Genomic DNA, 26914 nt, shown 5'->3' with positions numbered 1-26914 from the left:
CGGCAATGTACATCTCGCTCACGAACAAGCCCGCGTCCGAAGACGAAGGCACGCCGGCGTCGCCCGAAGGCGCAGACGCCCCGACGGTAAAGAAGCGCAAGCCCGCGGGCATCCGCACCGTGTCATCGACGGTCGTCACGCTCGGTATCGTCTCGCTGCTCACCGACATCTCGTCCGAATCCGTCTCGGCGATCCTTCCGCTCTACATCACCGGGGTCCTGGGGCTCTCGACGATCGCGTTCGGCGTGCTGGACGGCCTGTATCAGGGCGTCAGCGCGCTCGTGCGCATCGCGGGCGGTTACACCTCCGATCGCATCGACCAGCCCAAGTGGGTGGCCTTCGTCGGTTACGCCCTCGCGGCCGTCGCCCGCGTCGGGCTCCTCTTCGGCTCGGGGTTCGCCGCGCTCACCGCCGTCATCACCGCCGACCGCATCGGCAAAGGCATCCGCACCGCCCCGCGCGACTCGCTCATCACCGCCACGAGTGATCCGGAGAAGCTGGGTACGGCGTTCGGTGTCCACCGGATGCTGGACAACATCGGCGCCGCGCTCGGACCGCTCATCGCGTTCGTGATCTTGCTGGTGATCCCCGACGGCTACCTGACCGTGTTCGTCGCGTCGCTGGCCTTCGCGACCATCGGGGTCGTCATCCTCGCCCTCGTCGTTCCGAATGTCCGCACCCGCCGCCGTGAGGCGCGTCCCGCGGGCGAGCCACGTCCGAAGCGGGAGCGTTTCGCATGGTCGGTGATCACGCGCGGTCCGATTCGTCGCGTCCTGGCCGCGGCAGGCATCCTCGGCCTCATGACGATCGGCGACGGGTTCATCTACCTCGTGCTGCAGGCGCGGAGCGACTTCGCCGCACAGTGGTTCCCTCTGCTCTATGTCGGAACCAACGTGGCATTCCTGGCCTTCGCCCTCCCGCTGGGCAAGCTGGCGGACCGGATCGGCCGCGCTCGCGTCTTCGTGCTGGGCCACCTCGCACTCCTCGCGACGTACGTCATGGCCGCCCTGCCGGTCGCCGACATCGCCGCCACGATCCTCTGCCTCGTGTTCCTCGGCGCCTTCTACGCCGCGACCGATGGAGTGCTCGCGGCGCTGGCCGCGCAGCTGACGACGCCGGAGACCCGTGGCACGGGCATCGCGGCCGCGCAGACGGTCGTGGCGATCGCGCGCTTCATCTCCGCGGCCGGATTCGGCCTGCTGTGGTTCGCCATCGGACGCGAGGCTTCGATGCTCGTGGTCGCGGGAGTCCTCGTGATCGCGATCCCCTGCGTGGCCCTCCTCCTGCGGCCCCTCCTCACCTCTCCGAAAGCGGTGAGGGCGTGAACGATCGGCGCAAGTGGATGATCGTGGCGATCGTTTCGTGCGCGGCGCTGGCGGCGACCTCGGTCGTGGGGATCTTCGCGTGGCGTGAGTATCAGGCTCGTGCGCAAGCTCCCAGTGCGGTCGACGTCGCGGGCGCCGGGGACGAGATCGACGGAGATCACGTCGTCTTCCGCAACACCGCCTCCGGGTCGGGGTACGGGCACATCGCGCGCGTCCCGTTGTCGGATCCGGATGGAACGCGGGTCGTCGACAGCGTGGCGTGCGACCGCGTCGACGCGACGGACGTCGAGCTCTCGTGCCTGCGGATCGAACGCGGCATCGTCCCCTCGTACTCGGCGACGCTGTATTCACGCGACGGCGAGCAGCTGGAGCAGTGGCCGCTCCCGGGCATCCCGAGCCGCACCCGGATCTCGGCGGACGGGTCACTCGTGGCGACGACGTCGTTCGTGACCGGGCACTCCTACGCCACGGTGGGCTTCTCCACCGAGACCGTCATCCGCACCGCCGGTGGCGAGAGCATGGGCAACCTCGAGGAGTGGAGTCTCCTCGTCGACGGGGCCGCATCCACGCCGCAGGATCGCAACTTCTGGGGCGTCACCTTCGTCGACGACACCACCTTCTACGCCACGGTGGGTCTGACGGCTTCGGGGGCCACCTACCTGGTGCGCGGCGACATCTCCGCGCGCACGCTCACGACGCTGGCGGAGAACGTGGAGTGCCCGTCCGTCTCACCGGACGGCACCCGGGTCGCCTTCAAACGGGTCACCTCCGGTTCGGGCGCGGGCGTGCGGTGGACGCCGGCGATCTACGACCTCGCCACCGGCGAGGTGACCGTCCTCCCGGAGTCCCGCAGCATCGACGACCAGATCGAGTGGCTCGACGCCGACACCATCCTGTACGGGATGCCGCGCGAGGGCGCCGTCGGTGACACCGACGTGTGGCAGCTCGCCGCCGACGGCTCCAGTGACCCGACTGTTTTCATCGAGCACGCCTGGTCGCCCTCGGTCGTTCGGAGCGACTCATGAGCCGCGACGCCGGGCTGCCGGCGGTGACCGTCCGCCCGTCTCGCCGGAGAGGGCGATCGACCTGGGTACTGGCCGCCTTGGCGATCTATCTCATGGGCGCGATCGTGATCCTCCTCTCCCCCGTTTCCCCGGAGGGACTCGTCACGGCGACAACCGCCTGGCTACGAGACGACGTGGGAATCGCCGCGGTACGGCAGGGATGGGTGGAGTTCGGCGCCAATGTCGTCCTGTTCGCGCCACTCGGCGTCCTCGTGACGCTCGGGTTCCGTTCCGCGTGGGCGGGGGTCGGGGCGGCGGTCATGTTGTCCGCGGGCGCGGAACTTGCACAGATCCTGCTGCCGGGTCGCATGGCGAGCGCACGCGACGTTCTGGCGAACGTGCTGGGCGCTGCGGTGGGTTCCGCCCTCGTCGTGGCCGTGCGGGCCGCGCGTCGCCGACGCGAGAAAAGGACCAGCATCCCGGGACAAGCGGGGTCAACGCTGGTACGGTCTCCGGAGGGGCGTCCGACGCACGCCATCGAGCCGTGGAGCGCCCCCTAATGGAAATCACACCTTCCCCGTCACACGCGCGGCTGCTACACACGAGCCTCGCTTTCACCTGCCTCGCCCTGGCGACGGCCCTGCTGATGGTTGCATCGCTGGTCGTGCATCGCGCCGGCGTCGATGCCTCGCCCGCGGAGAGGCCCGCGACAGTGAGCGTGTTCGCCGATGCGGCGACACCGCGATCGGATGCGGTCCCCCGCAGCGCTGGCGCCGAGGCGTCGGCGCCATTCGCGCTGCAGCAGGGGACGGTGAATCTCGCGATGGTGAAAACCCAGACGTTGCCCGAGTCGACCGCACCGGCCGGTGTCTTCTCCGACTCGACAACGCCTCAGACGGCCGTCGATCCCGACACGCGGTCGGTGGAGCTGGGAATGAGGTTCTCACCGAAGGTCGACGGGACCGTCTCCGCGCTTCGCTTCTATAAGACGGCGGCAAACCTCGGGCCGCACGTCGGCACACTGTGGGGTCCGGCGGGAGAGGTGCTGGCGCGGATCAACTTCGCCGACGCCACGTCCGTGGGATGGCAGAACGCCGAGATCTCGCCCGCGGTATCCGTCGTGGCAGGGGTGACATACGTCGCGTCCTACTTCGCACCCACGGGGCGCTACGCCGCTGATGAGAACGACTTCCAACAGGGCCTCGAGACGGCCTCCCTGTCGGTTCCCGCCGGCGCAGGGGTGTACGCGTACGGTCCTGGCGCCTTCCCGACGGAGAACTACCGCAATTCGAACTATTTCGTCGACGTGACGTTCCGACCGGGAGTCACCGAGCCCACCCCCGAACCGTCGGTCGAGCCGGAACCGACGGCTTCACCGGCGCCTACCAGCGCGCCCGAACCCACGGGCGGGCCGACGCCCGAGCCCATCGTCACTGCTGAGCCCGTGCCGGGCGCCCCCGACGAGGGGATCTTCCCCGAAACGACCGAGCCCGGTCAGGCCGTCGACCCCGACCGCGAGTCGGTGGAAGTCGGAATGGTGTTCGTCCCCAAGGTCGCCGGCGCCGTGACGGCGCTGCGGTTCTACCGGTCTGCCGTCAACACCGGTCCGCACGTGGGCACCCTGTGGAACGCGGAGGGCACCGCTCTCGCACGCGTGGACTTCCCCGCCAGTGGTGGCGAAGGCTGGCAGACAGCCGACTTGTCGGAGCCGGTGCAGGTCGTCGCGGGCGAGCGGTACACCGTGTCCTATCTCGCGCGGGAGGGCCTGTACTCGGCCGACGAGCACTACTTCGACGTCGGCATCGATAACGAGTACTTCTCGGTCCCTGCGGGCGCGGGTGTCTACGCCTACGGGTCCGGCGCGTTCCCCACAGAGAACTTCCGCAACTCCAACTACTACGTGGATGTGCGCTTCGCCCCGGCCGAGACCTCCTCTCCCACGCCGACCAGCACAGCGACGCCCAGCTCAGAGCCGACGGCATCCCCGTCGCCTTCCGAGTCGCCGACTGCTCCGGGGGAGACGTCGGTGCTCGATCTACCGACCGAGGCCTGGTGGGGTGGCCCGGCGTACTACGGGCAGTGGGATAAGGCCACGCAGGCCGGCTGGACCGATGCGTCCTTCTTCCCCATCTCGGTGTTCTTCGGCAAGCCGTCCCAGGCCGGCGCCCTCGCCGATATCGGAATCAACACGTTCATGGGCGCCGAACACGACGGCTCGCGGGTGAGCGCGATCACCGGTCAGGGCATCTCGGTCCTGGCACAGTCCGAGTGGACCGACGCCGAGGTCGGCGACGATCCGCTCGTGGTGGGCTGGCACGTCAGCGATGAGTGCGACATGGGCCTGGGTGGCTGCGACAGTACCGCCGGGGAGGAGGGCAGCCTGGAGATCCAGAAGGGCTACGTCGCCGAAATGCGCGCGAAGGCTGACGGGCGCTTCCTCCAGGCCAACTTCGGCAACGGCGTGCTCGGTAGTTACTGGTCGCCGAACACGATGGACGACCACCTCGCGCTCGTCGACGTCTCGAGCGTCGACAAGTATGCCTACACGAGCCCCCATGTCCAGGATCTGTTCCGAGGATCCCCCTTCTGGCCCGCCGGCAAGAATCCGTCGTCCGCCGGCGCGTACGGGTGGCAGCAGGACCGGATGGAGAGCTTCATGGCGCCGGCGGCATCCAAGCCGAACTGGGTGTTCGTCGAAACAGCGCAGCCATACCTCACGGAAGCCGGCGCGCGCACGATCACGGTCGATCAGATCCGCGGCGCCGTCTGGAACGGCATCATCCACGGCGCCGCCGGAATCGCGTACTTCCAGCACAACAACAACGACGACTGCGGGAACTACTCGCTGATCGACTGCGGAGAGGGGCTCCGCGATGGCGTTGCGGCGATCAACGCGCGGGTCGCCGAGTTGGCTCCGGTCATCAACTCGCCCACGTACACGTGGAGCTTCGGTGAGGGCCTCGACACGTCCCTCAAGGCGTACGACGGTGCTGCCTACATTCTCGCGATGACCGATGGTGGCACGGGCGAGAGGTCCTTCGCCCTCCCGGCAGGGCTGAGCGGCGCGGTCCAGGTCGTCGGCGAGAACCGCACCCTCGATGCGGCTGGCGGCACGTTCACCGACCGGTTCGCGGCCGAGAACACGGTCCACATCTACCGGGTGGCGATCGAATGATCCGTCCCCGAACGCCTCGGAAGGGAATCGGCTACCTGGTGCCCGAGTTCCCTGGACAGACACATGCGTTCTTCTGGCGCGAGATCGAGGCGCTGGAAGCTGCCGGGGAGACGATCGACATCCTCTCCACCACACCGCCGGCAGCACCGCCGACCGTCCACCCGTGGGGCAGCATCGCGGCGCAGCGCACCAGCTATCTTGCCCGTCCCGCAATCCGCGACTGCTTCGGCGCGGTGCGCGTGCTCGCCGCCGCCCAGGTCCGCGGGATGCTCCGCACGGCGCTTTCCCGCGTCGGGCCGGGCTCCCTCCCCGAAAGGGGCAAAGTGCTGCTTGCCGCCGCTGTGCTTGCCGGGCGGTCACGCAGGCAGGGGTGGACGCACGTCCATGTGCATTCCAGCGGCAACTCGGCGCGGGTCGCCATGGTCGCGGCCGCTCTCGCCGACCTCACCTACAGCGTGACTCTGCACGGACCGCTCAGCGATTACGGCCCGCAGCAGGCCGCTAAGTGGGGCCACGCCTCGTTCGGCCTGGTGATCACCGAAAAACTGCGCACCGACCTGCGAGCCGCCCTCGGCGTGGGGATCGCCGACCGCACGCGGCTCGCCCCGATGGGTATTCGCCTGGCCGACACCGAACGCGTGCAGTCCTACCAGCCCTGGAGCGGGGTGGGCGACGCGATGCTGTTCAGCTGCGGCCGCCTCAACCCGGCCAAGGGTCATGACGTCTTGATCCGCGCGGTGAGCATCCTCGCCGACGAGGGCATCCCGGTGGAGCTTGCGATCGCCGGTGAGGACGAGCAGGGCGGATCGGGATACCGGCGCGACCTCGAAGAGCTCATTGAGGAACTCGGCATGCAGGACCGCGTGCGGCTGCTCGGCGCCATCGGTGAGCATCTCGTGCGCGACCACCTCGAGCGTGCCCACGTGTTCGTCCTGGCCAGCCGCGGCGAACCACTGGGGGTCGCGATCATGGAGGCCATGGGCGCTGCGGTGCCCGTGGTGGTGGGCGACGGGGGCGGGGTCCGTGAACTCCTCGAGCCTGGGACGGGGACGCTCGTAGACCCGACGGACCCGCATGCCATCGCCGGGGCCATCCGCCGCCTGCTGGATGCGCCAGACGAAGCGCGCGCACTCGGAGAACGCGGGCGCGCTCGCGTGCGCGCGCACTTCACCAGCGAGTCGAGCGCACAGGTGCTTATCGATTCGATCGACCGCGCACGAGATTCGGCGGATCGGCCTCTGCGGCCGTGACCTCGATAACAAACCAAGCGTCCGGGGGGGCACAGTGACGACGACATACGACGATCGCGCCGCGCGCGATCGCCAGCATTGGCTCGCCCGCGCACGACACGTGCACTCGCGCTTTGCGCAGAATCCGCTCGCCGGGCAGCGCGGCACCGTGCCCCTGCTGCTGCGCCTGGCAGCCTTCTCGATCTTCTTCTTCCCCTCGAGCATGGTCATCGAAGTGATCGGTGCAGCGGGCACCGTCCCGCTCATGCTGTGCAGCCTTCTGCTGGCTTTCTGGTTCGCGTCCTGGCTGTGGAACCTGCATCGCCCCATCGAAATGCGCTTTCCTGGCCGGCTCGCAGGAGTGATGCTCTTCTTCGCCGTGGGCGGGTCATACATCGCGCTTCATGGCGGCTGGATCGGCCGGACCAACGAAACGGCGTTGGCGTCCGCGGACCGGTGGATGATCCTGGTGGCCGCGTCGATCGGCCTCATCCTCGCTGCCGGCGAGACGGTGCGCACCATGGGCGACGTCCTGCAGCTCACCCGCTGGATCCTGGCCGGGGCGTTCTTCTGCAGCCTCGTGGGCCTGGTGCAGTTCACCACCCACATCAACCCGATGGAGTGGATCCAGACCGCGATGGCCGGCTTCACCTACAACGGCGGTGACACCGCGTTCCAGCAACGCGGAAACCTGATGCGTGTGGCGGGAAGCACCTTCCACTCGATCGAGTTCGCGGTGGTGAGCGCGATGCTGCTCCCCCTCTCGATCTGGCGGGCGCTGTACGATCCGAAGGGCAAGCGGTGGTTCCACTGGCTGCAAACAGCCCTCCTGGTCTTCGCGATCGCATCGACCGTCTCACGATCAGGCACCCTCGGGGCAGCGGTCGCCCTGGCCGTCTTCGTACCGTTCATGCCTCGTGCCGCGAGGCGCGTCGTTCTGGTCGCCCTTCCCTTCGCGATCACGTTCCTCTTCATCGCCGTTCCTGGATTCATCGGCACGCTCACGAGCGCTCTCACCGCCGACAACTCCGACCCGTCGATCTCGACGAGGACGAACAACTATCCGCGCGTGGTGCGGCTGGTGGACGAGAATCCGTGGTTCGGTCTCGGTCCCGGCAACTATCAGGCCCAGAACGCGCTCCAGATCCTGGACAACCAGTATCTGAACGCGGCCGTCAGCATCGGTCTGATCGGCTTGGCTTTCCTGATCGTCTACCTGTGGCTGCCCGCCTTCACGACGGTGCTCGCCGCACGCGCGGCAAAGGCGCCGGCCTTACGCGCTCTGGCAGGCGCGGTCGCAGGCGGCCTGGCCGTCGGGGCCGTCTGCTCAGTGACCTTCGACTCGTTGTCTTTTCCGGTTTTTGCTCTGGTGTATCCGCTGCTCGTCGGCTTGTCGGGCGCGGTTTGGAGAATGGTGCAAGGTGAGACGAGTTTTCTCGGCCGCCGGACACTGTTCACGTCTCACAACTTGGGGGAATGAGACATGGATCCTATGGCAGTACTTCGCACGGTATGGCGGCAGAAGTGGTTCGCCCTACCCGCCATCGTCATCGCCATCGCGGCGGCGGTCTTCGTCTATGTCGAGGGCCCGCGCACATACGACTCCACGCAGTCGTTCGCGTTGGCCAACCCGAAAGTGCCTTCCGAGAAGGAGATCGACGCAGACCCGTCGCTGCTCGAGCTGAACTCGGATAACCCGTACCTCCGCTCTTCCGATCCGAACCTGGTGGCCAACGTCGTCATCACGCGACTGAATTCGCAGGAGACGGCAGACCGGCTCGAGGACATGGGCATGAGCACGGACTACACCGTCAACTCGGGTGCGCTCGGGGGCGGTCTCGTGGTTTCGATCTCGGCAGCAGGCGACACTCCGCAGTCGTCGTTGCAGGCGGTCAACGAACTCGGCGCGCTCTTGACGACGTACCTGCATGAAGTGCAGACGGTCAACGGGGCGGATGAGCGCTTCTTGTTCACCGCCATCACCGTCTCCGCCCCGAGCACGCCCACCGAGCAGCTGTCGAGCCGTCTGCGCACCGTCGTGGTGGTCGGCATCGCCGGCCTGGTACTGGTCTTCGGCGCCATCTCGCTGGGCACGTGGATCGGCAATGTGCGCGCGAAGCGCGCGATGCGCGCCGCCCGCGAGCGCAACTCGACCGACGAGACCGAACCCGACACGAGCACCGGAAAACCCCCGCGTCGGGGCCGCCGCGTGCACTACAAGCCGATGGATGCGACGGTCATCGTGCAAAGCGAAGTGCGCGGCCAGTAGGCCGGCGCCGTCAGCGTCCGGGGTCTGCGATCGCGGCGATCGAGCGGCGTCGCAACTCGAGATCCGTCCCTGACTTGGCGGAGATCATGACGGCGACGTCCCCACGGTCCAGCGTGCCGAGGAAACCCATCAATGCGGACTCGTCGAGCGCACGCTCATCGGAGAAGCTCGGGCAGTGCATGTCTGTGGTGAATGGCGTCGGGGAGTGCAGGGTGGCGGCGTGTTCCGCGTAAACACCGTAAAGGACCATCTCGGAGAAGTGGAGTTCCCGGCCGACCGCAACCGGCCACGGCTTGCCGGTCGTCCGTTCGACGGTGCGCAGCGCACCCCGCACCACAGCGGGATCCCATACGCACGGCCAGCAGATGTAATCGGGTCTGGCCGGAGTCGTGCTGGCGGGCAATCCGAGGAGACGGCGGGCAACGCCATCCCAGATCATGTGTCGCGGAAGCGCGCTGGTGACGGCGTCCTCGAGGCGGTACAACGGGACGCGCCCATCGATGAGGAAATCGGTGAGGGAGAACGGCCGGACGAACTCGATGTCCGAATCGGCGACGAGAACCGTGTCCGCGGTGCTGTTCGCTGCCGCCTGAAGCTTCACGATCTGCTGAGCGATCCACCCCCGCACAGGCGGCCAGGGCGACCGCGCACTGAGCCAGGCGTTCGCGAGGGGCATGCGAAAAAAACCGCGGGGCATGACCTCACGGGCGCTCTTCACGGTGGCTCCGTCCGCCTCGAGAGGCCGGAACACCGCCAGATCGCGGGAGGGAACGATCACCGTGTGGCTCGTCCCCTCGGGGGCGAAGCGGCGGACGCTCCGGACGAGGTCACCGGCCAGTTCGCGGTCGGGCGCGTAGCTGGGTGTGATGATCTCCATGGTCGGCACGCGCGTAACGTTACCGTTCACCGTCGCAGCCTGCCGGAGCAGGGCGTACATTCGTCGAGGGAATCGTGACGCGCCTTCGGTTGCCCGCACACAGCCGACGTTCTGGGGAGAAAATGGCCGCATCAGTCCGGCAGTTGTTCGGGAGTCTCGCACGTAAGAGCCCTCGCGAGATCGCACAGCATGCGGTGCGACGTTGGAGTGATCGCCTCCATGCCGCGGAGCTCGATTTCCCGCTCCTCCCCGGCGACATCGCCGACTCCCAGGCTGTGGCCGGTACCGCGCAGGCGGCCACGCGACTGCCGGGCCGCCGCCGGCTCGGCTGGATGGTGGTCCCCCCGGGGGCGGGGTCGGGCGGGCACACGACGCTCTTCCGGATGATGGAGGCCGCCCGCGCCGCCGGTTTCCAGAACACGCTCCTCTTCTACGACCGGTACCGCAGCGACCACGCCCGCAACGTACAGGTCGTCCGTTCCGCCTGGCCATGGCTGACCTGCGACATCGAGACGGTCGGGGACACTCTGGCGGGGTTCGATGCCGTCGTCGCGTCGTCGTGGCCGACGGCACACGTGGCCGCGCGCCGCCGGCTGCCGGGCCAGCCGGTGGTGTATTTCATCCAGGACTTCGAGCCGTATTTCTACCCCCGCGGCAGTGAATACGCGATCGCCGAGGACAGTTATCGACTCGGGCACCGCAACGTCGCATTGGGGGCAATGGTCCGCGATGTGCTCGCTTCTGAGATGGGCATCGCCGCCGACCACGTACCGTTCGGATGCGACACCGAGGTCTATCGGCTGCTGGAGCCGGCGACCCGCCGTTCGGGTGTGCTCTTCTACTCCAAGCGCGGCAACGATCGGCGCGGACACCGGCTGGCGGTGATGGCGCTGGCAGAGTTCCACCGCCGGCACCCCGACGAGCCCATCCACACCTACGGCGATCCGCCCCGCGAGCTGCCGTTCCCGGTCGTCAACCACGGAAGCCTGCCGCCGGAGCAACTCAACGAGCTGTACAACACCGTGATCACCGGCATCGCCCTGTCCTTCACCAACATCTCTCTCGTCGCCGAAGAGATGCTGGCCGCCGGGGTGGTCCCGGTCGTCAACGACTCCCCGCTCGCACGCGCAGACCTCCCGAATCCACACGTCGCGTGGGCGGTCCCCACCCCCGCGGGCATCGCGGACGCGCTGAGCGCCGCCGTGTCCGCCGGCAGTGACGACGAATACCACCGCGCCGTCTCGGCGAGTGTCACAACGCCGGGCTGGGATGAGACCGGCCGCCGCCTGGCCGTGATCATCGCCGAGGAAGTGGATGCTCCCGTCCCGGTCGCCGGCGACTCCGGAAGGGGTTAGCCGGCCTGCTCGAGCGCGTCGAGTATCCGCCCGGCCACGTGGTGCCACGTGGCGGACTGCGCAGCCTGGGCGGCCAGCGCGCCGCGACGCGCCGCTTCTCCTGGGTCTGCCAGGGTCAGCATCGCTTGGAAGATCGCTTCGTCTGAGGAGGGGTCGACCGTGATCGCACCCTCCCGCAGAAGCTCCCCCGCGCCACCCTCGATCGTCGCCACAACCGGGAGACCTGCGGACGCGGCCTCCAGGTAGGCGATGGGCGAGGGATCGAACATGCTGGGAAGCACGAACGCGGTGCACGACAGGTAGAGCCGGTCCAAGAGCCGCTGTGCGTCGAGGTCGTCCCGCCGCAGCAGTCCGTGATCGATGATTCCGGCCGCGCGTACGGGGACGTGTTGACCCACCAGGTGCAGCTCGGCGGCCGGGAACCGCTCACGCACGCGCGTGAAGGCGCGCAGGACCGCGGCGCCGTTCTTGCGCTTCCAGTCCACCCCGACGAACAAGAATGACGGATGCGGGGACCGGTCGATGCCGGGCTGAGCAGCGCGGGGGCGGTGTCCCATGCCGACCACGCGTACCTTGCCCGCGGGAAGCCCATAGTCCTCCACGAACGACCTCGCCGCCCACCCGGTGCTGACGCAGTTCACGGTCGCGGCACGGGAAGAGCCGCGCTGGACGTCGATCCATCGCTTCACCGCCGCCTCGCGGAACATCGCCGCCCGGGTGTCGGAATGCGGGTGCGCCCACATGGTCTGCAGCGTGGCGTCGTCGTACGTGGCTGTCCGGGTACCGGCGAGGCTCAATCGGCCGAGGCGATAGGAGTCGGTGCCGACTGCCACCACGGCGTCGACGCCACCGAGCCCGCGCAACGAGGCGTTCATAGCGCGTTCCCTGGCGCCCATTTTCACCGGGCTGTGGTCGCTTTCTGCGGTGCCGCGCGACCCCAGCGAAGCGAGGACGTGCACGGGTGCCGAGATCGCGCGGGGAACGTCGTAACCCACCTCTTGCACGTCAAGTCCCCGCCCACGGAACGCCGACAGAAGCGCAGCCGGCGTTCCCGACCAGTGGGCGGGTGTGAGAGGGCCACGGTCGGGGTAGAGGAAGGCGATACGTTCTATGGCCGCCTGCGTTCGGGGGCGCGCAGCCTCTGTCCTATCAAGCATCGGACGCCTTTCCAGCTGGGCGGTCGCGACTCGGGGCACCGAGACGCAGCCGCGTGCACGCACGCTCCCTGAGGTCGGAGTTCATCGCCGACCCCGTCTGCGGCCGACCCGGCCGCGGACCAACGTGAACAATTCTCGCGCGGACGCCGGAAGTATGACGAACGCCAGCAGCACGTGCACCGAGAGGATGACGAAGCCCGCCGCCATGACGACGAGGGGCGCCGGAAGTCCGGAGGTGAGGACGAGTACTCCCCAGCCCGCCGCCCCCGAAACCACGGCCAGCACCATGGCGGAGGTCAACGGCCGCGCAACGGTCCACACCGAAGAGCCGATCGCGCGGGCGACGAGTACCCAGCGCGCGATCGTGGCGGTCGCCGCGACGATGGCGAAGCCGATCGCAACCGCGACGATGCCTGACCAGACGGCGATGACGGTGGCCCCCACCGTGATCGTGTCGATCACGGTGGCATAGGCCAGCCACGTCCCCGGCCTGCCGAGCCCGTAGAAGAGTCCGTGATCCAGCACCGCTCCCAGTGTGAAGATGGCCGCCAGGGCAAGGGCCTGCGAAGCGATCGCACTCTCGCCCCACTGCGGACCGAAGAGCAACGGAACCAGAATCGGCGAAAGCACGACGATCGCCGTCAGTGCCGGCGTGATGATGAGATAAGCGAGCCCCAAAGCGCGCGCGTATCCCCGGCGGAGACGCTCCGGATCATCCCGCACCTGCGCGAAAACGACCGTAGAGATCGGGGAGATCGCGGAAGAGGCGATCTCCTGCGTGGTCTGCACCAGGCGCTGGGCGACGCTCAGCCGCCCCAGGGCCGCCGCCCCGAGCACGTTCGCGATGATCGCATTCTCCGCCCACATGCGTACCAACGCCACGACGTTCACGCCGACGACTTTGCCCCCGAAACGGACCATCGTCGCGAATGTCTGACGGCCGAACGTGAAGTCGGGTCTCCAGCGAGCCGCGATCCAGGCGCCGACGAGGATGACCGCTTGCGCCACACACGTCTGCGCGATCAGCGCCCACACACCCGCACCGGCCAACGCCAGGCCGATGGCGACCGCCTGAGCGATGAGCGCCGCAGCCGCCGACTGCAGCGCCAGAGCGCGGAATCGCATGCCTCGACGCAACAGGGCGACGGGCACCGCTGATATCGCCACAAGAAGGATCGCCGGAGTCATACCCAGGACGACCATGGAGACCCCGGGCACACCGAACAGTCCCTCGAGAAGCGGGGCGCAGAGGGCGAGACCGCCCGCGAGCACGACACCGGACGAGGCCGAGTACCAGAACGCTGTGCTCGTCGTGACCCGGTCCAGCTCAGCAAGCTGCATCACATAGGTACCGAAACCCAGGTCGGCGATGAGGTACACCAGTGGCAGAATCGTCATCGCGATCGCGACGAGCCCGAAATCCGTCGGCGTGAGCAGACGCGTCAGGATGACCAAGGTCAGGAAGCCGCCCGCCTTCGCCACCCACGTCTGGGCTGCGAGCCACCCGACCCCCGCTTTGGATCGTGCGGCGAGCGATGGCTCAGCGGCCGCACTCGACGCGGGCGTCGTGGAGCCCGCCTGTTCGGGTGCTTCCTCGCCGGCGTGCGTGGTCATATCGGGTACCGATACTCTCCGTCTTCGCGTCCTCGCGCAGGCAACCCGAGCCTCCGACGCACGAGGTGGGTCGCTGCGCGGCGCTCACGGTGGAGGTCGTGAAGCCACATGCGCCCGGTGTAGCTGGTGCGTGCACGCTCGTAGACCACGGCGAGACGAGCGCCCATTGCCCTGAGACCGAACTCGCGTTCAGCGAATTCGCGGCCGAACTTTCCGAGCGCGCGTGCGCCAGCCGGGTTGGCGACCAGAGCTGTGAGGTGACGGGCGAGATCGGCCGCACCATCCGGCGGTGCCTCTGCGCTCCAGAAGCTGTTGCGGAACAGGCCGGCGGCGGTTTCCGGCGTGAAGGTTTGAGACCACCCGTTCTCCCCGATGACCACGAGGGGGACCCCGAAGGCCAGACCCCGGGCTGCCGAGCTGCCCATGCCCACACTGATGTCCGCGGCAGCGTACGCGGGGCGGGGGTCGCCGAGCGCCCCGGTGAACACGATCGCGTCTCGACCGAGCCGGGAGTTCGCCTCCTCGCCGCGGTGCCGTAGCTCCGCTTCCGACCTGCCGCCACCGACGATGACGAGGCGCACGCGCTCGTCGCGCATGCGGGCGACGGCATCGATGAGAGTGCCGACGGCGGGCGCCTTCATCTCCGGATCGAGCCGGCCGACCCAGACGACGGCGGTCTCATCCGCGGCGATCCGCCAGTCGGCGCGGAAGCGCTGCGCGTCCGCGGCGTCGGCCGTGTCGCGGTCGAGATCGACGGGCGGACTGATGAGCGTCGTTTCCCCCACGCGGGCCTCACACTCCTCGAGAAGGTAGCGTGTGCCGACGATCAGTTCGGGTGCATCGAGCGTGTAGGGGTCGATGGCCATCTCGTACGCCGTCTGAACGAGCGGACGCCGTGCCAGCCGGCAGGGACCGAGATAGGCGCCGCGGATCGTGCCCTGCCCGTACACGTGCACCAGATCCGCTCCCGCCTCTGTCGCGAGCCCTTCGAGCAGACGCGCGGCTCGAACGGCCGATGTGGGTCGTTCGAAGGGCGTCACCTCGATGCCGTACTCGGAGGCGACGTCCCGAATCGACGGGCCCGCCGGGAGCGTGTCGGCCGGCCCGACCAGAACCGAGTCATACCCGTGCTCGCGAACCGCGGCCGCGAACTGGACGGCGTTGATCTCCGTGCCACCCAGACCCAGCCCGTTCATCTGCACGAGCACCCGACCACCTTCACGGGTGCGGGTCATCCCCTTCATCGAACCAGCGCGGGCTCGCGCACGACGGCGCGAGCCAGGCTCGCCGCTACTCGTTCCTGCTGCTCCTCGAGCAGGTGGGGGAACATCGGGAGCGACAGGATGCGGTCGGCCGCCGCCTCGGCGACGGGGAACTGCCCGCGCCGGTACCCGAGGGAGGCGTAGGCCTCGGTCAGGTGCACGGGCGTCGGATAGTGGATGCCGGCACCGATGCCGTCGGCTGTCAGCTGGGCGAGCACGCGGTCGCGCTCTTCGAGCCGGATGACATACAGGTGCCACACATCGGAGTTGCCCGGCCGTACGGACGGGAGCCGGACGCCCTCGATGCCGCTGAGGATCTGCCCGTACCAGGCCGCCGCCTCCTGGCGCGCGGAGTTCCATGCGTCGAGGCGCCGAAGCTTGGCCCGCAGAACGGTGGCCTGCACCGCATCCAGGCGTGCGTTGAACCCCACGCGGTGGTGCACGTACTTCACCGCGCTGCCGTGCGCGGCCATCTCGCGCACGGCCTGAGCGACCTCGGGGTCGTTGGTCATCACCGCGCCGCCGTCGCCGGCAGCACCGAGGTTCTTGCCGGGGTAGAAGCTCGTGGCCGCCACGCGGCCCATCGCTCCCGAGCGGCCCGCCGCCGAGTACGACCCCTGCGACTGGGCGGCGTCCTCGATGACGGGGATGCCGTGGCGCTCGGCGATCGGAGTCAGAAGTTCCACGGGGGCGGTCTGACCGAACAGGTGCACGGGCACGATGGCCCGGGTGCGCTCGGTGACGGCTGCGGCGACCGCGTCCGGGTCGATGAGGAGGTGCTCGTCCTCGACGTCGACGAAGACGGGAACCGCCCCGATGCGGGAGGCAGCTTCCGCCGTCGCGATGAACGTGTTGGCGGGCATGATGACCTCGTCGCCGGGGCCGACGCCCACGGCACGGTAGGCGAGCTCGAGCGCGTCGGTACCGTTGGAGACCCCGATGACCGACTCCACGCCGAGGTAGGCGGCGTATTCCTCTTCGAAGGCGGCCACTTCGGGTCCGCCCATGAAGGCGGCCGAGCGGAACTGCTCACGCCAGCGCGGCAGCACCTCGTCGATGATCTCCGCCTGCTGTGCGGACAGATCCAGGAATGGAACGTTCTCGGTCATTTCTTCTCCCCCAGTTGGCGGGCCGGTACTCCGGCCCAGATTTCACCGGCGGGGACATCGGAGACCACGACTGCCCCCATCCCCACCGTTGCGTCGGCGCCTATCGACAACCCCTGTCGCACCGCCGCATTCATTCCGATGTACGCGGCTTCCCCCACCCGCACATCGCCCGCCAGCGCTACCCCGGAGGTCAGCGTGACGAAGTCTTCCAAGATGTCATCGTGAGTGATGGTGCAGTTCGGCATCACCACGACGTGGGAGCCGACGCGCGCATCGGCCGTGACGACGACCCCATCGAGCAGGATACTGCCCGCTGCGACGTCACTCGTGGAGCCGATCCGCACCGACCGTGCGACGTAGGTCGCATACCGGTCGGATTCCACGCCCAGCCGGCCGAGCCGGCGCACCACTTGGCGGCGGCCTGCGCTCGGTCCGATGCAGACGAGCAGCTGTTCGCTGCGGGTTGCCGCATCGGCGATCGGCCCGAGAACGGGCACACCGCCGACCTCCTGGCCGTGCAATTCCACGTCGTCGTCGAGGATGCCGGTGACGCCGGTGATCCCGGCGGCCAGCACCTCGCGCGCGAGGCCGCTCGCCCCCACGAGCAGAACCCCGTCCCCCATGACCGTCACCCCTCTGGATTGCGCAGCACCGCGATCACGCGATCCTGATCCGCTGTCGTCAGAGTGTGGAACAGCGGCAGGATGAGTGTCCGGTCGGTGAGCCGCTCCGTGACGGGCAGTGAGCCCTCTGCGGCGAGGTGACGGTAGGGGGGCTGGCGGTGCGCGGCCATGATGCCCCGGCGCGCGGAAATCCCGGCGTCGGCGAGCGTGGCGAGGAGCTGCTCGCGATCCACCGGATACGTGTCTTCGACTTCGACCCACAGCGACTGGAAGTTGCTCGTGCCCCAGTCGGGATCGGCCACCAGACGGAGCCCGGCGATTGCGTCGATTTCTCGACGATAGCGCGCGGCGTTCACCCGACGGCGTCCCACCACTTCGGGCAGCTTCGCGAGCTGCGCGATGCCGACGGCAGCCTGGAGGTCGGTCATCCGAAAGTTATAGCCGATCTCGGCGTACACCTCCGGCGGGGAGACGAGGCTCGCGTGCCGGTCGGCGGCGGAGACGCTCATGGCGTGCTCGCGCAGCATGCGTGCCCGAGCTGCCCACTCCGGGTTGCTCGTGGTCAGCATTCCCCCCTCGCCCGTCGTGAGGATCTTCCGCGGGTGGAACGACCACGCAGCAAGCTCAGCCCCCGCGCCGACCGGCCGCCCCTTGTAGGTGGACCCGGCGCCGCACGCAGCATCCTCGATCACGACGATTCCTCGCGGGTCGCAGACGGCGCGGATGGCGTCGAGATCCACCGGGATCCCGCCCTGGTCGACGACGATGACGGCGCGGGTCGCCGGCGTCAGCGCAGACTCGACCGTCTCGGCGGTGACGTTGCCCGTGAGCGCGTCGACCTCGGCGAACACCGGCCGCGCACCGACGTAGGTCGGGGCGTTGGAAGTCGCAATGAACGAGAAGGAAGGAACGACGACGTCGTCCCCGGCTCCCACGCCGGCCACGACGAGCGCGAGGTGGAGCGCGGTGGTGCAGTTCGATACGGCCACCGCCTCACCGGCCTGCATCGCGGCGGCGAAGGCCCGCTCGAACTCGGCGACCTTGGGGCCCTGCGCTACCCAGCCCGACTCGATCACCGCGGTCACCGCGGCTACCTCTTCGGCGCCGAGCCACGGCGTCATCACATTGATGCGCGACTCCTGGACGACGCTCATGCCGCCACCACCGTCCGGCCCATGGAGATCTCGTCGCGCAGCGGGCGCCACCATTCCACGAGCATCCGAAGCCCCTCTTCGAGTTCGATCGACGACTCGAAGCCCAGGTCGCGACGCGCCGCCTCGGTGTCGGCGAGCCGGCGGACCACGCCGTTGACGGCCCGCTCGGGCCCGTGCTCGACGTCCAGGTCGGAGTCCATCGCTCGAAGCAGCGCCTCGGCGAGGCCCAACAGGCTCGTTTCGGAGCCGCTGGCGATGTTGTACACGCCCTCGACGATGTCGCTCTCCGCGGCCAGGACGTTGGCGCGCGCGATGTCGGGGACGCAGACGAAGTCCATCGTCTGCGTGCCGTCGCCGAAGATCAGCGGCGGACGTCCGTCGGCAATGCGCTCCATCCAGCGCACGAGCACCTCGGTGTACAGCCCGTGCACGTCCATGCGGGGGCCGTAGACGTTGAAGTAGCGCAACACGACGTAATCGAGGCCCTGCATCGCGCGGAAGCTCCGCACCAGACCCTCGTTGAAGGATTTGGCCGCGCCGTACAGCGTGTCGTTGTTGTGGTGGTGGTGGCGTTCGGTCGTCGGGAACTCCTCCGCCATTCCGTACACCGACGCGCTCGAGGCGGCAATCAGCTTGCCGACCTTGTGACGAGCGGCAGCCTCGACGACGTTGAACGTGCCATCCACCAGCACCTCGAGCGCAAGGCGCGGCTCTTCGGCGCACTGGGTGATGCGGATGGCGGCCTGATGAAACACCAGGTCCTTGCCGGCCGTGAGCTCGTCCACCAGCGCCGCGTCCCGGATGTCTCCGTCGATCAGCTCGACCCGCCCGGTAGCGAGAGCATCGTCGAGGTTGGCACGGCGACCGCGCACGAGGTTGTCGATCACCTGCACCCGACCCGCTCCTGCGGCGACGAGTTGGTCGACCAGTGTGGACCCGATCGTTCCTGCGCCACCCGTGACCAGCACGTCGGCATTGTGAATGTTCACCATTCGAATCTCTCCCCTGTGAATTCGTGAACTACGCGGCGACAGGCGCCGTCATGGGCTGCGGTGCGCCGAAGCCGGTGAGGCTGGCCGCCGCCGCCTCGAGAACGGAAAGCACCCGGAGTCCGGCCGCTCCGTCCGTGCGTGCGGTCCGCCCCTCGCGGATGGCGGCGGCGAACTCCGTCGCAACGCCCGCGAGCGCTTCGCCCTCGGGCAGAGCCGGAGCCCAGGTGTCGCCGAGACGGTACGAGATGTGCGCGGAGCGCGCATCGGTGGTGGTGGCCTTTGAGACCTCCGCGATGTCAACTCCACGGTCGTAGACGCTCACCCGCTGCTGCGGATTGAGGTCGTCCCACACGAGCGTCCGCTTGGTTCCGCCGATGACCATCTGACGGATCTTCGTCGGGCTGAGCCAGTTGACGTGCACGTGCGCCATCGCACCGCCGGCCAGCGGCATGGCGAGGTAGCCCACGCACGCCTTGCCGGTCTGCAGGGGGTCCGCACCGTGTGCCGAGACGCTCGTGACGTCGAGACCGCCGGGCAGCACGAAGTCCATGATGGACAGGTCGTGCGGCGCCAGATCCCAGAACACGTCGACGTCGGGCTGGATGAGACCCAGATTGATGCGGACGCTGTCGACGAACAGGATGTCGCCGAGGAACCCTTCGGCGATCAGCTCGCGGATCTTCAGCACCGCGGGCGTGTAGCAGTAGGTGTGGTCGGCCATCAGAACGAGACCCCGCTCCGCGGCGCGGCTCACCATCTCCTGCCCCGACGTCTTGCTGTCGGCAAGCGGCTTCTCGACGATGACATGCTTTCCGGCATCCAGCGCCGCCATGACGATCCTGTGGTGCGTGCCCGCCGGCGTCGCAATCGCGACGGCGTCGATCAGCGGGTCGGCCAGCACTTCGCCCAGGCTCGTCGTGACAGGCACGCCACCGACGCTCTCCGCCACGCGGCGCGCGCGGTCGATGTCGAGGTCGCAGATCGCGGCCAGGTTCCAGTCGTTGCTGTTGCGGAAATTCCGCGCCAGGTTCGGTCCCCAATAGCCAGCGCCGATGACGGCGATGTTCCTACGGTCAGTCACGGATTCCCCAATCCACTTCGTGATTCCCCAGATGATCGACGTGCCGTCAGCCGGCGCCGTCGAAGATGATGTCGACCCAGTAGTTGTGGGTCGAAAGTCCGGCCGGATACTCCCGACCGTAGACGAAGGCGCTCCCCTTGGCCGGGATCGTGAACGGTCCGATGCGTGTCTCGGTTGCCAAGGTTCCGACGTCGACGGCGTACCGCCCTGTCGTGCTGTACAACCCCACGCGGTACTCCGTACCAGCGACGAGCGCGACCGGTGCAGTGAACTTCGCCGTCTGCCACCCCGAGGCGGTCTCGTTGACGAACTCCACCTCGGCGATGCGCTGGCCCGCGGCGTTCCAGAGGTAGCCCGTGTGTTGACCGGTGTTGGTCTGACCCTTGTAGAAGCGAACGCCTGTTGCCTCTCCGGGCGAGTTGACTGTGAAACGAGTGGCCACCTGCACGCTGTCGTGGTCATCCCACCATGGATGCTGCGGGGTGGCGTCGCCGAAGATCGTCTGAGCGTCGACGACGGGCGGTGCGGCGGCGGTGGCGAAGCTCCACGATCCGCCGCTCACCGTGCCGGCGGACGAGGTCACCGTGGCGGTGTAGCCAGTCGACCACTCCAACGGCTTCGCCGGGACGAAGTTCACGACGCCGCTGGATGCGTTGTACTCGCTGGTTCCCGAAACAGTGCCGGAAGGCCCGGACACGCGGAGCGTCGCAGCTGCGGGGGCGGGCTGGAGCGTCGCCGACACCGTCGTGGTCGGCGCGACGTCGGTGCTTCCGCCGGCGGGGCTCTGCGCACTCACACGGATCGCGGTTGGCGTCGGCGTCGGCGTGGCGCTCGGTGTCGGCGTCGGCGTTGCGGTCGGCGTCGGCGTCGGCGTCGGCGTGGCGGTCGGTGTCGGCGTCGGCGTTGCGGTCGGCGTCGGTGTCGGCGTCGGCGTTGCGGTCGGCGTCGGCGTCGCGGTCGGCGTCGGTGTCGGCGTCGGTGTCGGCGTCGGCGTCGGCGTCGGCGTCGGCGTTGCGGTCGGCGTCGGCGTCGCGGTCGGCGTCGGTGTCGGCGTCGGCGTCGGCGTCGGCGTAGTGCCCGAACCCCCGAAGGTGACCTCTGCGTCGACGAAGTACGACGCGGATTGCCACGACTGCTCTGGGTAGCCTCCCGCGGTGCCGTATCGGAAGCGGCCGTTGTTCCCAGCCGGTCCGACGATGGCACCTGCCACGCGCTCGGTCGCGAAGTAGCGGGTGGTGTAGGAGTAGTTGCCGTTCGGCGCCAGATAGGACACGACGTACGTCACGCCAGGCACCAAGTCCACCGGTGTCGAGAGCGCCATACGCTGCCAACCGGCCGCCGTCTCGCCCGAGAAGGTCACGCGGGCCAGCTGTGCACCATTTGCGCCCCAGAGAGTGCCCCGGTGGGTCCCGGAGTTGCCGGGGCCCTTGTAGAAGCGGATAGCCGTGGCCTTGCCGGGCGCTGTCACGCGGAATGCAGTGCCGACTTCCACCGGATCCGACTCATTGGATGAGGCGATCGTCGGCGTGACGGAGCCGAACAGCGTCTGCGTCGTGGGCGTCGGCGTCGGAGTCGGCGTCGGCGTCGGCGTCGGAGTCGGCGTCGGAGTCGGCGTCGGCGTCGGAGTCGGCGTCGGCGTCGGAGTCGGCGTCGGCGTCGGAGTCGGCGTCGCGGTCGGCGTCGGCGTCGGAGTCGCGGTCGGCGTCGGAGTCGGAGACGGCGTCGGCGTCGGAGTCGCGGTCGGCGTCGGCGTCGCGGTCGGCGTCGGAGTCGCGGTCGGAGTCGCGGTCGGCGTCGGCGTCGCGGTCGGCGTCGGAGTCGCGGTCGGCGTGGGCGAGGGCGAGCCGAAGACGATCTCCGCATCGACGAAGTAGGACGCTGCGCCCCAGGACTGAGTCGGATAGCCCCCTTGCGCGCCATAACGGAAGCGGCCGTTGTTCTGCGCGGGACCGGTGATCGATCCGCTGGTCTTGGCGGAGGCGAAGTATCCCGTCTCCACGGCGTATCGCCCGTTGGGCGCGAAGTAGGAGACCACGTAGGTCTGGCCTGGCGTCACAGTCACCGGCGTCGTCAGCACGGCGCGCTGCCACCCGGATGCCGTCTCGTTCTCGAAACGCACCGACGCGATCGCGACGCCGCTTTCGTTCCACAGCGTGCCGAGATGCGATCCGCTGTTTCCCTGGCCCTTGTAGAACCGGAGAGCGGTCACCTGTCCGACGCGGGCGACGGTGAATGCCGTGCCCACCTCGACCGGGTCCGAATCGGTGGTCGCGGCCACTGCCGGAAGGCGATCGCCGAACAGCGTTTGGGTCACGCCGCCGAGCTCGGGAGTCGCCGTCGTGAACGTCCACTGGTCGAGGACCTGTCCGCCCACTCGAACGACCGCGGTGTACGTCGTCGCAGGCTCGAGCGCCGTAGACGGGTTGAAGCTGATTGTGCGAGTGTCGCTCGCGTACACGGAGCCGCCGGCAACCGGGTTGCCGCCGGTGCTGAGCGACAGAGACGGGGAATCGGCGGGGGCCGACAACGTCGCGCGGATGGCGGCGTTGGTCGCCACATCCGTTCCCTGGGGCGTCTTGGACGTCACAGACACGGCGGGCGAGCCGTCCGCGCCGGCCACGAACTCGACATCGACGAAGTAGTTCGCCGCCCGCCAGGACGAATCCGGCTTCACACCGCCCGCTCCATATCGGAAGCTGCCGTTGTCGACGGCCGTCGCGGTGAGGGGGCCGCGCGAGATCTCACTGGTGAAGTAGTCCACCGCGTTGACGTATCTGCCCTGCGGAGAAAGGTAGGACACGGTGTAGACGACGCCGGGCTCGATACTCACCGGCTGCGAGAGGACGGCGCGCTGCCATCCGGACGCGCTCTCGTCCCGGAAGGTCACTGTGGCCAGCGCACGCCCGGCAGCCGACCACAAGGTGCCGGTGTGGGTGCCGGTGTCGCCCGCGGCCTTGAAGAACCGAAGTGCCGTCACTGCCCCGCTCGCCGCCGAACGGAACGACATGCCGAGTTCGAGGGACGCGCCGTCATTCGCCGCGGTGGCGACCGGGGTGTCGGACCCGAAGAACGTCACCGTGCCGGCGACGACGTGGAATTCCCACTGGATGTCGCGACCGGCACCATCCGCGGAGACGATGCCCGAGACACTGACGGAGACTTTACTCGCGGCCGGTAGCGCCGACGACGGGTCGAAGGTGACTGTCCGCCGGTCAGTCGAGAGTCGGACCGCACCCGTGACTGCCGTCCCGCCGGCCGCCACGGTGAAGGTGGGCGCCGTCGTCAGCGGCACATCGAACGTGGCCGAGATGTCCGTCGAGCTGGCGACGTCGATGGCCCCTGCCTGCGGGGTCTGAGCCATGAGCGTCGGGCCGTCTACGGTGTCGTCGAACACCACATCGACGAAGTAGCTCGACGTCGAGCGCTGAGCCGGGAAGGCTCCGTCGTAGGTGAAGGAGCCGCCGCGAGCCGGTACCGTCAGCGGTCCGCGGGTGAAGGGTTGCGTGAACGCCCCCGCCGTCACGGCGTATCGCCCGTTCGGTGCGGTGTAGGAAGCGACGTACTCCACTCCCGCCTCGACCTCGAGCGGACGGTCGAAGTACGCCGTCTGCCAACCGGTCGCCGTCTCGCCGGAGAAAGTCACTCGTCCGACCTCGGATCCGTCGGCCCGCCAGAGGACGCCCACGTGCTGCCCCGTGTTGGCGGCGCCCTTGAAGAAGCGGAGAGCGCTGATGTGCCCTGCCTTGGAAGGGGTGAACCGCACGCCGAGGGTGACGCTGTCTGCGTCTGGATCGGACTGGATCGTGGGGCGGTCGTCGTCGGTGTACAGGGTGCAGGGGCATTCGCCGGTGGGGGGCGCCTGGCCCGCGGTGCGGAAGGTCCACTCGCCGCCCGGATCGAAAACGGACCCGTCGACTGGGGTTGCGGAGATCGTGACCGAGTAGCGCGTCAGCGGTGCGAAGGGCTCCGCCGGAGCGAAGCGAGCCGTCCGGCTGGCCGCGTCGTAGGACACCGTTCCCGCGACGGCCGCGCCGCCCTCAGGCGTCACCTGAATGGCAACGGACGCCGGCGTGACATCGCGTGTGAAGACAGCGGTGACCGGCGAGTCGGTCGGCACACTCCCCGCGCCGGACGCCGGGCTCTGGGTGGCCAGTCGTACCGGTGACGAAGCGGACGCCTCGAAGACCGCATCGACAAAGTAGTTACCTGCGCTGAAGGCCCGGTTGGGGAAACCCCCCGGCTCACCGAAGACCCCGGCCGCAGAGGCGCCGACGTTCGGTTCGACCACCAGCGGGTAGCTCGGCGTCGACTCGTACGGCCAGTAGTCCTCGTGGTACGCGTACCCACCGTTGGGCGCCGTGTACGACACCACGTACGATGCTCCCGCTGTCACGGCGATCGGCTGATCGAACAGCGCCGTCTGCCATCCCGTCGACGTTTCGCCGACGAAGGAGACTTGCGCCAGGCGCCGCCCGCCCGCGTCCCACAGGGAGCCCATGTGGGTTCCAGCGTTCGAGGGGCCCTTGTAGAAGCGCACCCCGGTGACGAATCCGTCCTCACCCGCGCTGAAGCGCAGGCCGAGCTCGACGGCCTCGTCGTCGGGGGATGAGGCGAGGGAGGGAGTCTCCCCCGCGAACACGGTGTAAGGCCCGGTCACGTCCACGTTGACGCGGACACCCGCGCGGGAGAAGTTCGCGCTGTCGTCGATCGCCCGAGCCAGGATCGGGGTTTCGGCGAAGCCCTGCTGCACGTACGAGTACGACCATTGTGTCGTGCCGTTGGCGGCGTGCCAGGTGTCTCCCCCGTCCGTGGAGACCTCCACGCCGGCAACACGCCCTCCGGTGTCGGAGGCGGTCCCGGTCACCGTCACCATGGCGCCGTGAGCGACTTGCTGGCCCGCGGCCGGCGAGGTGATCGTCGTGGCGGGCGGAGTACGGTCACCACTGGCGGGGGTCGCCACGAGCCCGGTCATCAGCGATCCGGGCTGGGCCCCCATGTCGGCGAGGAGATTGACCTGCGCCTGCTGCATGCGGGGGTCTGCCGCCGGGGCGTTGTCGCCGTCGTGCTCGCTGTCCAGACCCCATCCCCACTGGATGCTCCCCGCTGAGAACACCAGCGCATTGCTCTCCGCGCGGTAGAGCGTCACGTGATGGGTTGTCGTACCCGCCACCACCGTGTTTCCGTAGTCCACGAGGTACTGCGGAACCCGCCCGGTCGTCGTCGATAGCCGGATGAGGCCGTCAGGACGGTGACCATTGTCGACGTCCTCGTTCGACTCGTACCCGACAGTATTGGGGGCCAGGGCCACGGAGGCGCCGGCGGCGAGGTTCGACAGGTTGGTGTTGCGCCACAACCGCGTCTTGCCCTCATCCGCGTTCACGGTCACCGGCAGGTAGTCGTCGTTGACCATGTACATCGTGCCGGTCAGGGCGTTCTCCGGCAGCTGACCGCCCAGCTCGGGGCCGGCATACCGCGGGTCACGCCATGTACCGGTCCACTCGGGGCTCGGGTCGATCTTGCCCCCACCGACGTGGTCGTGGTCGCCCCACGTTTCCTTGTAGGACACGAGTGTCCGATGATCGGTGGCCTGACCGACGGTGGAGGGTTCGTAACGCGTTCGCCAATAGCCCTCATTTCCGCTGAGGAACTGCAGGTTGACCCCCGCATCGCGGGCGGCCTCGATGTTCGCCCGCTGCGCACCCGACCAGTACTCGTCATGACCGACGGACAGGAAGACCTTGTGATTCAGCAGCTCTCCGCCGCGTCGATCGGTGTCGACGCCGGCGATGTAGCTCATGTCGTAGCCGTTGCGCTCCATGAAGCGGACGGTGGCGTATTCGGACGCGAAGTAGAAGTCACGCGCCTCGATGCCGCCGCGGGTCGCGAAGGGGCGGTTGTAGCTGATCTTGTAGGCGCGGCGGTTGACCGCCCCCTGGTAGAAGTCCGATCCGCCGTATTTGTTGTACGCGTGCCAGGTCGGGTCGGACGTCTGGAACAGCACGTCGGAGGTGTTGCCGTCGCGCCGGACAATGAAGGTGATGTGGCTCGCGCCGCCGGTGTCTCCGCGCTCGAGGCGAGCGACATAGACACCCGAGACCGCATCGGCGGGGACATCCCACGACGCCGACACGTCCCAGGTACCGCAGTCATAGAGCTCCGTCGAGATGTCGGAGAGACATTCATCCTGCACCTGCGGCAGCGGAGCCGAGGGCTCAACACTGTCGATGAGGCGCGCGCCCAGGCCTTGGTACCAGCCGGTGCGGTAGATGTCGATGTCGTAGTCCGCGGCATCCGTGTCGATCTTGAAGTCGATGCGGGAGCCCGCATTCACGCTGATGTCGGTGGCGAATCCTTGAATGCTGGCGTCGCCGGCACCCTCGATGTCCCACACCTCGGGGTCGGTACCCGGTTCCCGGTTCTCGCACTCGATCGCATTGACGTCGGGGCCACAGGGACTGGATGCCTCGGCGCGGGCTGCGGAGGGAAGCGCCACGAGCAGCGACAGGACCAGAGCGGCCAGCGCGGCGACCGCGACGAGGCGCGCGCGCGGCGAACGTCGGTTGTGGACGACGAGCGTCGAGTTCCCCATTTTTCCCCAGACCACCCGCCGCACGTGAGAGCGCGTGCGGGTTTTCCGCCCCCCGGCGGACCCCAGTCCGCCCGAAGGCGGATAACGATGACGACGACC

18 protein-coding genes are annotated in these 26914 nt (G+C 68.5%); 8 read left to right on the top strand and 10 right to left on the bottom strand.

Annotated features, from left to right (window positions below):
• Window positions 1-5: 5 nt before the first annotated feature.
• From AC4FS2_RS01270 to AC4FS2_RS01240, 7 genes are all read left to right on the top strand, one after another.
• A complete protein-coding gene (locus AC4FS2_RS01270) occupies window positions 6-1325 on the top strand; it encodes an MFS transporter (protein WP_491176234.1) in 1320 nt (439 codons plus the stop codon).
• Window positions 1322-2350 carry a TolB-like translocation protein gene (locus tag AC4FS2_RS01265; RefSeq protein WP_491176232.1) on the top strand — a complete coding sequence of 343 codons (1029 nt, stop codon included), beginning with the start codon at window positions 1322-1324 and terminating at the stop codon, window positions 2348-2350. Before AC4FS2_RS01270 ends, AC4FS2_RS01265 begins: the two co-directional genes overlap by 4 nt.
• The gene (locus AC4FS2_RS01260; RefSeq protein WP_491176230.1) at window positions 2347-2889 is read left to right on the top strand and encodes a VanZ family protein; all 543 of its coding nucleotides are present in this window, start codon (window positions 2347-2349) and stop codon (window positions 2887-2889) included. Before AC4FS2_RS01265 ends, AC4FS2_RS01260 begins: the two co-directional genes overlap by 4 nt.
• Before the next feature lie 86 nt (window positions 2890-2975).
• Window positions 2976-5504 carry a DUF4082 domain-containing protein gene (locus tag AC4FS2_RS01255; protein WP_491176228.1) on the top strand — a complete coding sequence of 843 codons (2529 nt, stop codon included), beginning with the start codon at window positions 2976-2978 and terminating at the stop codon, window positions 5502-5504.
• Window positions 5505-5542: 38 nt separating this feature from the next.
• Window positions 5543-6754, top strand: a complete 1212-nt coding sequence (epsE, locus tag AC4FS2_RS01250; RefSeq protein ID WP_491176226.1) for an exopolysaccharide biosynthesis GT4 family glycosyltransferase EpsE — start codon at window positions 5543-5545, stop codon at window positions 6752-6754.
• A 34-nt stretch (window positions 6755-6788) separates the two neighbouring features.
• A complete protein-coding gene (locus AC4FS2_RS01245; protein WP_491176224.1) occupies window positions 6789-8213 on the top strand; it encodes an O-antigen ligase family protein in 1425 nt (474 codons plus the stop codon).
• A gap of 12 nt (window positions 8214-8225) precedes the next feature.
• Window positions 8226-9002 (top strand): chain-length determining protein, encoded by a 777-nt coding sequence (locus AC4FS2_RS01240; protein ID WP_491176222.1) that lies wholly within the window; start codon window positions 8226-8228, stop codon window positions 9000-9002.
• 10 nt (window positions 9003-9012) lie between these two features.
• Here the strand turns inward: AC4FS2_RS01240 and AC4FS2_RS01235 are convergent, their stop codons facing one another.
• Window positions 9013-9909 carry a DUF6492 family protein gene (locus AC4FS2_RS01235; protein ID WP_491176220.1) on the bottom strand — a complete coding sequence of 299 codons (897 nt, stop codon included), beginning with the start codon at window positions 9907-9909 and terminating at the stop codon, window positions 9013-9015.
• 92 nt (window positions 9910-10001) lie between these two features.
• Between AC4FS2_RS01235 and AC4FS2_RS01230 the strand changes: the two genes are divergently transcribed.
• Window positions 10002-11234 (top strand): rhamnosyltransferase WsaF family glycosyltransferase, encoded by a 1233-nt coding sequence (locus AC4FS2_RS01230; protein WP_491176218.1) that lies wholly within the window; start codon window positions 10002-10004, stop codon window positions 11232-11234.
• On the opposite strand, the gene AC4FS2_RS01225 is transcribed toward AC4FS2_RS01230, so the two are convergent.
• From AC4FS2_RS01225 to AC4FS2_RS01185, 9 genes are all read right to left on the bottom strand, one after another.
• Window positions 11231-12391 carry a glycosyltransferase family 4 protein gene (locus AC4FS2_RS01225; protein WP_491176216.1) on the bottom strand — a complete coding sequence of 387 codons (1161 nt, stop codon included), beginning with the start codon at window positions 12389-12391 and terminating at the stop codon, window positions 11231-11233. The genes AC4FS2_RS01230 and AC4FS2_RS01225 overlap by 4 nt on opposite strands.
• Window positions 12392-12472: 81 nt before the next feature.
• Window positions 12473-14005 carry a lipopolysaccharide biosynthesis protein gene (locus tag AC4FS2_RS01220; RefSeq protein WP_491176214.1) on the bottom strand — a complete coding sequence of 511 codons (1533 nt, stop codon included), beginning with the start codon at window positions 14003-14005 and terminating at the stop codon, window positions 12473-12475.
• Window positions 14002-15240, bottom strand: coding sequence for a glycosyltransferase family 4 protein (locus AC4FS2_RS01215; RefSeq protein ID WP_491176212.1), 1239 nt, complete (start codon window positions 15238-15240; stop codon window positions 14002-14004). Before AC4FS2_RS01215 ends, AC4FS2_RS01220 begins: the two co-directional genes overlap by 4 nt.
• 5 nt (window positions 15241-15245) lie before the next feature.
• The gene (locus AC4FS2_RS01210) at window positions 15246-16376 is read right to left on the bottom strand and encodes a DegT/DnrJ/EryC1/StrS family aminotransferase (RefSeq protein WP_491176210.1); all 1131 of its coding nucleotides are present in this window, start codon (window positions 16374-16376) and stop codon (window positions 15246-15248) included.
• The gene (locus AC4FS2_RS01205; RefSeq protein WP_491176207.1) at window positions 16373-16999 is read right to left on the bottom strand and encodes a NeuD/PglB/VioB family sugar acetyltransferase; all 627 of its coding nucleotides are present in this window, start codon (window positions 16997-16999) and stop codon (window positions 16373-16375) included. The genes AC4FS2_RS01210 and AC4FS2_RS01205 overlap by 4 nt, the downstream gene beginning before the upstream one ends.
• Window positions 17000-17004: 5 nt before the next feature.
• Complete coding sequence (locus AC4FS2_RS01200) at window positions 17005-18153, bottom strand: DegT/DnrJ/EryC1/StrS family aminotransferase (protein WP_491176205.1); 1149 nt, start codon at window positions 18151-18153, stop codon at window positions 17005-17007.
• Window positions 18150-19145: an NAD-dependent epimerase/dehydratase family protein gene (locus AC4FS2_RS01195; protein ID WP_491176203.1), complete on the bottom strand. Its 996-nt coding sequence runs from the start codon at window positions 19143-19145 to the stop codon at window positions 18150-18152. The genes AC4FS2_RS01200 and AC4FS2_RS01195 overlap by 4 nt, the downstream gene beginning before the upstream one ends.
• Before the next feature lie 28 nt (window positions 19146-19173).
• Window positions 19174-20226: a Gfo/Idh/MocA family protein gene (locus AC4FS2_RS01190; protein WP_491176201.1), complete on the bottom strand. Its 1053-nt coding sequence runs from the start codon at window positions 20224-20226 to the stop codon at window positions 19174-19176.
• A gap of 46 nt (window positions 20227-20272) precedes the next feature.
• Window positions 20273-26815, bottom strand: coding sequence for a DUF4082 domain-containing protein (locus tag AC4FS2_RS01185; RefSeq protein ID WP_491176199.1), 6543 nt, complete (start codon window positions 26813-26815; stop codon window positions 20273-20275).
• Window positions 26816-26914: the final 99 nt, after the last annotated feature.

Source organism: Microbacterium sp. Z10_103 (assembly GCF_058310455.1).
The sequence above is the reverse complement of the archived record's forward strand: the minus strand, read 5'-3'. Positions and strand labels throughout refer to the sequence as shown.

Coding starts and splice junctions, on each gene's coding strand:
- AC4FS2_RS01270 (WP_491176234.1), top strand. CDS start 6: ATGTACATCTCGCTCACGAACAAGCCCGCGTCCGAAGACGAAGGCACG.
- AC4FS2_RS01260 (WP_491176230.1), top strand. CDS start 2,347: ATGAGCCGCGACGCCGGGCTGCCGGCGGTGACCGTCCGCCCGTCTCGC.
- AC4FS2_RS01255 (WP_491176228.1), top strand. CDS start 2,976: ATGGTTGCATCGCTGGTCGTGCATCGCGCCGGCGTCGATGCCTCGCCC.
- AC4FS2_RS01240 (WP_491176222.1), top strand. CDS start 8,226: ATGGCAGTACTTCGCACGGTATGGCGGCAGAAGTGGTTCGCCCTACCC.
- AC4FS2_RS01230 (WP_491176218.1), top strand. CDS start 10,002: ATGGCCGCATCAGTCCGGCAGTTGTTCGGGAGTCTCGCACGTAAGAGC.
- AC4FS2_RS01225 (WP_491176216.1), bottom strand. CDS start 12,391: ATGCTTGATAGGACAGAGGCTGCGCGCCCCCGAACGCAGGCGGCCATA.
- AC4FS2_RS01220 (WP_491176214.1), bottom strand. CDS start 14,005: ATGACCACGCACGCCGGCGAGGAAGCACCCGAACAGGCGGGCTCCACG.
- AC4FS2_RS01215 (WP_491176212.1), bottom strand. CDS start 15,240: ATGACCCGCACCCGTGAAGGTGGTCGGGTGCTCGTGCAGATGAACGGG.
- AC4FS2_RS01210 (WP_491176210.1), bottom strand. CDS start 16,376: ATGACCGAGAACGTTCCATTCCTGGATCTGTCCGCACAGCAGGCGGAG.
- AC4FS2_RS01205 (WP_491176207.1), bottom strand. CDS start 16,999: ATGGGGGACGGGGTTCTGCTCGTGGGGGCGAGCGGCCTCGCGCGCGAG.
- AC4FS2_RS01200 (WP_491176205.1), bottom strand. CDS start 18,153: ATGAGCGTCGTCCAGGAGTCGCGCATCAATGTGATGACGCCGTGGCTC.
- AC4FS2_RS01195 (WP_491176203.1), bottom strand. CDS start 19,145: ATGGTGAACATTCACAATGCCGACGTGCTGGTCACGGGTGGCGCAGGA.
- AC4FS2_RS01185 (WP_491176199.1), bottom strand. CDS start 26,815: ATGGGGAACTCGACGCTCGTCGTCCACAACCGACGTTCGCCGCGCGCG.